The following is a 9474-nucleotide window of genomic DNA, read 5'->3' as shown; positions in this document are numbered from 1 at the left end:
GCTGACCCACCGCTATCGCAGGCAAGCCAGCTCCCACATTTAGATCAATGTTGGTGTTTAGAAGTGGGTGAAGGTCAGGCCGACCTTGTAGGTCGGGCCGTACTCTTCGTACTGGCCGTTGTAGCTGCGATGGCCGGTGTAGACGAAGTACGACTCATCCGTCAGGTTCTGCGCCTCGAAGCTCACTTGCAGGTTCTTGGTCAGCGAGTAACGCGCGCTGAAATCCACAAAAGTCTGCGCATCCACATGCAGGTCATGGGCCTTGTCGTTGATCGACGCCAGCTCGTACAGGTAGGCCGACTTGTAGTTGGCCGACAGGCGCAGGCTGAGCTTGTCGTCTTCCCAGCCGAGCATCAGGTTGCCGACCGTGTCCGACTGGTTCGGCAGGCTGATGTTGCGTTTGCGGTTGCCGCCGCTGGCGCTGTCAAAGCCTTCGATATCGGCGCTGGAGCGGCTGAAGGTGGTGTTGGCGCCCACCAGCAAACCGTTCCACGGCGCCGGCAGCCAGTCGAACTTCTGCGAGTAGGCCAGTTCCAGGCCATACAGCTTGGCGCTGTCGCCGTTGGCGTAGGTGTGGGCCTCGGAGAAGTTGGTCCAGGCGCCGGTGCCGGCGAGGTCGGTGTTGTAGACGAAGTTCTTGATGTCCTTGTAGAACACGAACGCCGAGACGGTGCCGGCGCGGCCCATGAAGTGCTCGATGCCCAGGTCCAGGTTGCTCGATTCCAGCGGCTTGAGGTCCGGGTTGCCGAAGGTGGCTTCGTCATCGTCGATGACAAAACCCGGCGCCAGTTGGCCGAAGGTCGGGCGCACCACGGATTTGGTCCAGGCCGCGCGCACCTGGGTGTTCTTGTCGATCTGGTAGCGCGCATGCAGGCCCGGCAGCCAGTGGTGGTAGCGACGTTTGGTGTCAGTGGCGGTGAACACGCCGTCGGTGGCGCCGGTGCCCTTGGCTTCGAACTCGGTGCCTTCGTAGCGCAGGCCGGCAATGAAGCGCCAGTCGTCGATGTCGATGGTGTTCATCAGGTAGCCGGCGTTGATGTCTTCGCGGATGGTGAAGTCGTTGACCCGCGATTCGGTCTCGTCATAGAAGTCCGCTGCGTTGAGGCCACCGATCAACTGCTTGATGCTGCTGGGGCTGATGCCGGGGCCGTAGTTGCCCAGGCGATAATCCACAGTGCCCTTCTGGAACTGGGTTAGGTTAAGCTGTTCGTCGCTGAAACCCAGCTCGTCGAAATCCTTGTAGACCCAGGCTTCCAGGTCGTTGCTCTTGTGCCGGCGGCTGACCTTGCCGCCAAACTTGAACTGCGAGGCGTAGCCGCTCAGGTCATAGTCGCGGGCCAGGTCCAGGCGCAGGTTTTTCTCGGTGTCCTTGGTGTTCTGTTTTTCCCAGTCGACCTTGTCGAGGGTGAAGTTGCTCGCGTCGTAGAAAGCGCTGCCGATGATCGGGCGCGGTTTGTCCTTGTCGTAGAAACCGCTGTTGGCGAAGTCGCCGCCGTCAAAGGTCGCGCCGGCGATGTGCGCCGGGCTGTCTTCGCTGGACTGGCTGTAACCGGCCTGGCCACTCAAGGTCCACAGGCCGAGCATGCGTTCGCCGCCAAAGACGTAGGACTGGATTTCCTGGGTTTCTTCGCGGTTTTTCAGCTTGCGCTTGCCTTCGGCATCCCCCAGTTCGCCCGGTGCCAGTGGGTCGGCGAATTCGATGCTGGTGGAGTTGCGGGTCTCGGTGTCCTTGTAGCGGCTGTAGAGGGTGCGCAGGTAATAGCTGCTGAGGTCATCGGGCTTGTAGTCGAAGTTCAGGCCGCCGCCGGCGCGTTCGCGGCTGATGTCGTAGTCGCGCTGTTCGAATTCGTTGAGCTTGGCGCCGTCAGTGAAGTCCCAGGCACCGCCGGTTTCAACGTTGTCCGAGCCGAAGTCGCGCTTCTGCCAGCTGAGTGCGGCGGCGACGCCGAAGTTGTCGATACCGTCGCCCAGGCTGAAGCGGTTACTGGCGGCGCCGGAGAACTTCGGGCTGGTCTGGTGGGTGTTCTTGTCGTAGCTGGCTTCGCTGCTGCCGGTGTAGAACAGGCCTTTGTGGTCGAAGGCCGAGAGGCTTTGCACATCGACCGTGCCACCGAGGGAGTTGGCGTCCATGTCCGGGGTGAGGGTCTTGATCACCGACAGCGACTGCACCAGCTCCGAAGGCAGCACATCGAGGGCCACGGCGCGGCGTGCGCTTTCCGGGGCGGGCACGAGGGTGCCGTTGATGGTCACGCTGTTGAGGTCCGGGCCCAGGCCACGCACGCTGACGAAGCGCCCTTCGCCCTGGTCGCGCTCGACGCTGACACCCGGCAGGCGCTGCACCGCTTCGGCGACGTTCTCATCCGGCAACTGGGCAACACCGTCGGCGTGCACCACGCTCTTGATGCTGTCGGCGGTGCGCTGTTCTTTCAGCGCCGAATCGATCGCGGCGGCCTGGCCGACCACTTCGACGTGCTCGGTGGTGGCCGCTTCGGCCGCGTTGATCCGCTCGCTGGCCATGGCCAGGGCCAAGGCGGTAAGCGTGAAGCCGACGAGCCCGGTGCGCTTGTACATGCAATCCTCCCCAAGAATCCGTTGGCGCCAGGCAAGAGGCCCGGCAACTGGGAGGGCACGCTAGGGGTGGGGGATGACGGTTCTGTGACAGGTACAGCGTGTGAAGGCCATAACCCGGGGTTTGGAGCGACCTCAAGCGTACAAATGAGCTGAAATGACCTCGGTCAACCTGTGGGAGCTGGCTTGTGTGGGAGCTGGCTTGCCTGCGATAGCATCACCCGGGTGTTACTGAAAGACCGAGGTGTCTGCATCGCAGGCAAGCCAGCTCCCACATTTGATCTGTGTTTGCCAGTGAATGGTGCTTAGGACATGAGCTGATTCGACCCACCCACCCCGTCACGCAACTGTCACAACCATCTGCTGTGCTGGCGCCCACGACTGAATTACCCCAAGGACGCCGGCCATGTTCTCCGTGCTCAAACCCCACCGCTGGAAACTCTCCCTGCTGCTGATCGCCGCCAACCTCGGGCTGATCCTGCACCTGGCCTGTGGCGAGTTGAAAAGCTTCAGCGAATGGGTGTGGCTGGACATCTTCGGCGAAGGCGGCTCCGCCCTGCTCGCCCTGGTGTGGCTCGGCCTGGTGCTGAAAAGCCGTCCCGCCGGGCGCGTCACCAACTACCTGGCATTGGGCCTGTCGTGCATCTTTTTCTCCTGGTGGATCGACAGCCTCGACGAGTTCATCCGCCTGCCCGACAGCATCACCTGGGACCACTGGCTCGAATCCGGGCCGATGCCAGTGGGCATGATTTTGCTGACCATCGGCATCTACCACTGGCACCGCGAACAACTGGCGATCAGTGCGCAGATGGAGAAACGCGAGCGGCTGTTCCGCGAGCATCGCCTGTTCGACAAACTCACGCCCCTGGCCGGCGCCGACTACCTCAAGCGCCAGCTCGCCGACAGCCTGCGTGACAGCCAGGAGCAGCAGCAACCGCTGTCGCTGCTGGCCCTGGACCTGGACAACTTCGCCGCCATCAACCAGGCCTATGGGCATGCCGAAGGCGATGCGGTGTTGCAAGCCCTCAGCCATGTGCTGTTGCTCAACCTGCGCCGTCAGGATTTGCTCTGCCGCCTGGCCGGCGACCGCTTCGTGGTGCTGCTGCCCAACACCGGCGAACGCCAGGCCCAGCTACTTGCGCTGGAGCTGCAACAGACCGTGCGCGCCCTCGCCCACAAGACCCGGCTGCAAGGCGAACGCCTGCAACTGGCGGCGACCACCGCCGTGGTCATGGCCCTGGACGAGGCGCCGCAGGATTTACTCAAGCGCCTCAACCTGGCGCTGGCCCGTGCCAAGCAACCGCTTGCGAAAAGCGCCTGAGATGGCGGTGAAAACCGACTGGTATGAAGCCGACAGCCGCTTCATCCCGGGGCATTACCAACCCGCCACCCTGATCGACCTGGCGTTGTCGCGGGACATCGACAGCCATCGCCTGCTGCGCGGCACCGGGCTGTTTCATGAGGACATCCTGGCGGGCACTGCGCGGCTGAGCCCGCAGCAGTTCCTCGGCCTGATCGGCAACAGCCGCAAACTGCTGGATGCCGACGACAGCAGCTTCCTGTTCGGCCAACGCTTGCTGCCCGGCTACTACGGCGCGGCCAGCCATGCCTTGGGCCACGCGCAGAACCTGCATCAGGCGCTGGACATCCTGATCCAGCAGCAAGTGTTGCTCAGCCCACTGGTCACCCTGCAATTGGCGCTGGATGAGCACCACGCCTACCTGTATTGGCTGGACAGTTGTGGTGCTGGCGAACACTGGCGTTTCCTGCTCGAAGCCAGCATGACCTCGCTGGTTGCCATGAGCCAATGGCTCAGCGGTGAACGCCTGCCGTGGGTGGCCAGTTTCAGCCATGCCGAGCCGCGTTATGTCGAGCAGTACTGGGTGCACCTGGGCGAAGACACGCGCTTCGATCGCCCGCTGGACATGCTCTGCATCCCCCGCGAATACCTCACCCGCACGTGGCCGGGCGCGTCGGCCACGGCTGGGCAAGTCGCGCGCCAGCAGGCCCGTGAGCAGATCGAACAGTTGGGCTTTGCCGCCAGTTTTCTCGATTGCCTCGACGACTACCTGCGCGACCTGGTGCGCCAACCGCCGAGCCTGGAACAGGCAGCGCAGGCGTTCGCCATGAGCCCGGCGACCCTCAAGCGCAAGCTGCACAAGCACGACACCGGGTTTCAGCAGCAAGTGGACCGGGTGCGCAAGCAGGTGGCGTTGCACCTGTACCAGGTCAAGGGCTACAGCAATGAGGAAGTGGCGGCGTACTTGAATTTCAACGATGCGGCGAACTTCCGTCGCGCGTTCAAACGCTGGACCGGCAGCACACCCAACCTGATCCGCCAGCTGTTCAACAGCCGCTAGCCAGCCGCTCGCGCAAGAACTCCACCAGCGCCTGCACCGGCCGTGAGCTTTGCCGGTGCTGCGGGTACACCGCCGACAGGGTCAGGTCTTCGGGGGCGAATTCGTCCAGCACGCTGACCAGGCGCCCGTCCTTCAGCGCGTCGCCGACGATAAAGGTCGGCAGATAGGTCACGCCCAAACCGGCGATGGCGGTGTCGCGCAACAGATCACCGTTGTTCACGCGCATCCGCCCGCTCACATTCAGCGCCTGCACCTTGCCCTTGAAGCGCCATTGCACCTGGCGGCCATGGCCGTAGGGCAGGCAGTCGTGCGCGGCGAGATCCTCCGGTTTTTGCGGCGTACCGCGCAGCGCCAGGTAGTCGGGGCTGGCGCAGTACACCCGGGGAATGCTGGCGATACGGCGGGCAATCAGGGTGGAGTCTTCCAGGGTGCCGATGCGCAAGACCAGGTCGTAGCCTTCGCCGATCAGGTCCACGGGGCGGTCGCTGAGATCGACCTCCACCGCCACTTGCGGATGACGCTGCAAAAACAGCGGCAACAGGCAACCCAGGTGGGCCATGGCAAACGACAACGGCGCGCTGAGGCGAATGGTGCCGCGCGGTTCGCTGTTCTGCCCGGCGATGCCCTGCTCCACTTGCTCGACTTCACCGAGCAGGCGCAGGGCCGATTCGTAGTAACTCTGGCCCAGGGGCGTGACATCCAGGCGGCGGGTGGAACGGTTGAGCAGACGCACGCCGAGGCGGTCTTCCAGCTGGATCAGGCGGCGGCTGACGAACTGCTTGGACAGGCCGAGCTGTTCGGCGGCGGCGGTGAAGCTGCCGGACTCCATGACCTGGCAGAACAGGCGCATGTCTTCAAAGGGGTTCATTGTCGCTTCTCGGTGGACATTTGATGGCTTTATAACCGGATGGTCGCAACGCTACAAATCAAATGTGGGAGCTGGCTTGCCTGCGATAGCGGTGTATCAGCCAACATTACTGTCAGCTGGTACACCGCTATCGCAGGCAAGCCAGCTCCCACAGGGTTCAGCGGTGTTTTACGGGTGGGGTTACTTGGTGAACGCCGAGTAGCTGTTCATCAGGTTGCGGTAGTTGGGAATGCGCGGCGACAGCAGGTTGGCCAAGCCTTCCATGTCGTTGCGCCAGTCGCGCTGCAGCTCGCAGGCCACGGCGAACCAGTTGACCAGTTGTGCACCGGCGGCGGTCATGCGCGCCCAGGCGGCCTGTTGCACGGTTTCGTTGAAGGTGCCCGAAGCATCGGTAACCACGAACACTTCAAAGCCTTCCTCCAGCGCGCACAGGGTCGGGAACGCCACGCACACGTCAGTCACGACGCCGGCAATGATGATCTGCTTGCGGCCGGTCGCCTTGACGGCCTTGACGAAATCTTCGTTGTCCCAGGCGTTGATCTGGCCAGGCCGGGCAATGTACGGCGCGTCCGGGAACAGTTCCTTGAGTTCCGGCACCAGCGGGCCGTTGGGGCCGCTTTCAAAGCTGGTGGTGAGGATGGTCGGCAGGTTGAAGAACTTCGCCACATCGGCCAGGGCCAGTACGTTGTTCTTGAATTCGTTGGGGGAGAAATCCTGGACCAGGGAAATCAGGCCAGTCTGGTGATCGACCAACAGTACAACCGCGTCATCTTTGTTCAAGCGTGGGCTAGCCATGGTTCAACTCCTTACGGGGATGGGAAATCAGAAAGCAAAGCAGGAACAGCCAAACGCGCCCCAGAAACCCTGGAAGTCGCTGACCGGCACGCTGGAAAGCCGCGCCTTTTCGTGGCTGTGGACATGCACGCCGCAGGGGCCGCTGCACTGGTGGACTTGCGCCTGCAACGGCGAACTTGGACGCCAGTGACCCGGCACCTTGACCACCGGCGACCAGTCCGGCAGCACCGGCACCCGCGGTGGGGCGTAGTCTTCGAAGTCGCCGGCGCCGTAGACCACCTTGCCGCCGACCACGGTCAGTACCGATTCGATCCACTTGATGGCTTCTTCATCGACACTGAAAAAGTCCGCCGACAGTGCGGCGACGTCCGCCAATTGGCCGACCTTGATCTGGCCTTTCTTGCCCTGCTCGGACGAGAACCAGGCGCTGCCATGGGTGAACAGTTCCAGCGCGGTGAGGCGCGGCAAGCCTTCGGCGTGCAGCTCCAGGCCGCCGACGGTGCGGCCGCTGACCATCCAGTACAGCGAGGTCCACGGGTTGTAGCTCGACACCCGCGTGGCGTCGGTGCCCGCCCCGACCGGCACGCCTTCGGCGAGCATGCGCTTGATCGGCGGCGTGGCTTCGGCCGCCTTGGCGCCGTAGCGCTCGACGAAGTATTCGCCCTGGAATGCCATGCGGTCCTGGATCGCAATACCGCCGCCCAGGGCACGCACACGCTCGATGTTTTTCGGCGTGATGGTTTCCGCGTGGTCGAAGAACCACGGCAGGCCATTGAACGGAATGTCGCGGTTGACCTTCTCGAACACGTCGAGCATGCGCGAGATGGACTCGTCATACGTGGCATGCAGGCGGAACGGCCAGCGCTGCTCCACCAGGTGGCGCACCACCGGTTCCAGCTCCTGCTCCATGGTCAGCGGCAGGTCCGGGCGCGGCTCGAGGAAGTCTTCGAAGTCGGCGGCCGAGAACACCAGCATCTCGCCGGCGCCGTTGTGGCGCAGGTAGTCATCGCCCTGGTGCATGGTGACGCTGCCAGTCCAGTTCTTGAAGTCGCTGAGTTCTTCCTTGGGCTTCTGGGTGAACAGGTCGTAGGCGATGCGCACCGTCAACTGTTCGTCCTTGGCCAGTTGCTCGATCACCGCGTAGTCATCGGGGTAGTTCTGGAAACCACCGCCGGCATCGATGGCGCTGGTCAGGCCGAGGCGATTGAGTTCACGCATGAACTGGCGGGTCGAGTTGACCTGGTATTCCAGCGGCAGTTTCGGGCCTTTGGCGAGGGTCGAATACAGGATCATCGCGTTGGGGCGCGCCACCAGCATGCCGGTGGGGTTGCCGTTGCTGTCACGCACGATCTCGCCGCCCGGCGGGTTCGGCGTGTCCTTGGTGTAGCCGGCGACGCGCAAGGCGGCGCGGTTGAGCAAGGCGCGGTCGTACAGGTGCAGGACGAACACCGGGGTATCTGGCGCGGCCTGGTTCAATTCGTCCAGGGTCGGCATGCGTTTTTCGGCGAACTGGAATTCGTTCCAGCCACCGACCACGCGCACCCATTGCGGCGTCGGGGTGCGGTCGGCCTGGTCCTTGAGCATGCGCAACGCATCGGCCAGGGACGGCACGCCTTCCCAGCGCAGTTCCAGGTTGTAGTTCAAGCCGCCACGGATCAGGTGCAGGTGAGAGTCATTGAGGCCGGGGATCGCGGTGCGGCCCTTGAGGTCGATGACCTGGGTGCCGCTGCCGCGCAGGGCCATGGCTTCACCGTCGGTGCCGACGGCAACAAAGCGGCCCTGGTGGATGGCGACGGCGGTGGCGCGCGGGTTTTCCCGGTCCACGGTGTGGAACTGGCCATTGAACAGAATCAGGTCGGCGTTCATAGGGTTTCCTTTACAGAGGCTTCAAGCCAGGGAGCGAACAGGCGGGTGGCGGCCGGCATCAGCAGGTAGACCACCAGCAGGACGATGGTCAGGGTGATCAGGAAGGTGGCGACCACGTAGTTGGAGAGAAACGGGTGCAGGCGCAGCACCGGGCCCCAGATGATCGGGATCAGCAGGGTCAGGGGCAGGATCACGAACAGGGTGACCACGGCCTGTTTCCAGCGCGGGGGTTTGGCGGCGTGTTCGGTTTCGGGGTTGAACCAGAACTCGTTGACCGCGCCGATTTCGGTGTTGTCGCCGTCGGCGAGCATGGGGACGGCTTCGGCGATCAGGTCGTTGCGTTCGGGGGAGTCGAGCCAGCGTTCCAGGGCATCGGTGGAGCGGTAGCGCAGGACGCAGGTGAACAGCGCGAGGTGGTTTTGTTTGCTGCGTACGACGTCCACGCCGAGGTGGCCGGGGCGTTCGCCGGCGATGCGCACGATGCGGCGCAGCCAGGCTTCGTAATTGGCTTCGTGGCCGGGTTTGATGAGGTGTTTGACGACCAGGGTGACGACTTCGTCGGGGCTGGTTTTGGGTGTTGGGTCCATGGCGTTTGATTCCCCCCTGGAGAGTTGAGCGATGGGGGGAGTTTGGTTGGGATTACTTGGGGGGAATTGGATGTATGTGCTGTTTGGGGTGGGCTGCGTACATATCCGTTATTTGGGTAACGGCGGCTTAGGGTTCCGCCCTTACAGCGGCTCACTTTTGAAGAGCGCAAAAGTAAGCAAAACGCTCTTGCCCCAACACTCGGTGCCTCGCCCAGGCTCGGCATGCCCGTAATCCGACATGGATTTGGGGGGCGCCCAAGATCAAAATCAAAAGCAAAGCGAGGCGGCCTGACAGCCGACCTGATCGATGAAGCGTGCGCGTTCTCCTGTGGGAGCTGGCTTGCCTGCGATGACATCAACTGGGTGTGCCTGATGTACCGAATTGCCTGCATCGCAGGCAAGCCAGCTCCCACATTTTGAACCGAGCTCG

General features: G+C 63.2%; 7 protein-coding genes. 2 read left to right on the top strand and 5 right to left on the bottom strand.

Annotated elements, in window-relative coordinates; translation table 11 throughout:
• Positions 1-57 precede the first annotated feature (57 nt).
• Positions 58-2571: a TonB-dependent receptor gene (locus tag B348_RS0110910; RefSeq protein WP_017736160.1), complete on the bottom strand. Its 2514-nt coding sequence runs from the start codon at positions 2569-2571 to the stop codon at positions 58-60.
• Positions 2572-2974: 403 nt separating this feature from the next.
• On the opposite strand from B348_RS0110910, the gene B348_RS0110905 reads away from it, so the two are divergent.
• Both B348_RS0110905 and B348_RS0110900 read left to right on the top strand, forming a co-directional pair.
• Positions 2975-3889, top strand: a complete 915-nt coding sequence (locus B348_RS0110905) for a GGDEF domain-containing protein (RefSeq protein WP_017736159.1) — start codon at positions 2975-2977, stop codon at positions 3887-3889.
• A 1-nt stretch (position 3890) separates the two neighbouring features.
• Positions 3891-4928 (top strand): AraC family transcriptional regulator, encoded by a 1038-nt coding sequence (locus B348_RS0110900; protein WP_017736158.1) that lies wholly within the window; start codon positions 3891-3893, stop codon positions 4926-4928.
• Here the strand turns inward: B348_RS0110900 and B348_RS0110895 are convergent.
• The 4 genes from B348_RS0110895 to B348_RS0110880 all read right to left on the bottom strand — a co-directional run bounded on the left by B348_RS0110895 (position 4915) and on the right by B348_RS0110880 (position 9044).
• On the bottom strand, positions 4915-5796 hold the full coding sequence (locus B348_RS0110895; RefSeq protein WP_017736157.1) for a LysR family transcriptional regulator: 882 nt from the start codon (positions 5794-5796) through the stop codon (positions 4915-4917). The two genes, B348_RS0110900 and B348_RS0110895, sit on opposite strands and share 14 nt — an antisense overlap.
• A 180-nt stretch (positions 5797-5976) precedes the next feature.
• Complete coding sequence (gene ycaC / locus B348_RS0110890) at positions 5977-6591, bottom strand: isochorismate family cysteine hydrolase YcaC (RefSeq protein WP_016980087.1); 615 nt, start codon at positions 6589-6591, stop codon at positions 5977-5979.
• 27 nt (positions 6592-6618) lie between these two features.
• Positions 6619-8457: an amidohydrolase gene (locus tag B348_RS0110885; protein WP_017736156.1), complete on the bottom strand. Its 1839-nt coding sequence runs from the start codon at positions 8455-8457 to the stop codon at positions 6619-6621.
• Complete coding sequence (locus tag B348_RS0110880; RefSeq protein WP_017736155.1) at positions 8454-9044, bottom strand: antibiotic biosynthesis monooxygenase; 591 nt, start codon at positions 9042-9044, stop codon at positions 8454-8456. Before B348_RS0110880 ends, B348_RS0110885 begins: the two co-directional genes overlap by 4 nt.
• Between the last annotated feature and the right edge of the window lie 430 nt (positions 9045-9474).

Origin of the sequence: Pseudomonas sp. CBZ-4 (assembly GCF_000346755.1) — a bacterium.
Classification (GTDB): Bacteria; Pseudomonadota; Gammaproteobacteria; order Pseudomonadales; family Pseudomonadaceae; genus Aquipseudomonas.
This window is presented reverse-complemented; position numbering and strand designations above follow the sequence as displayed.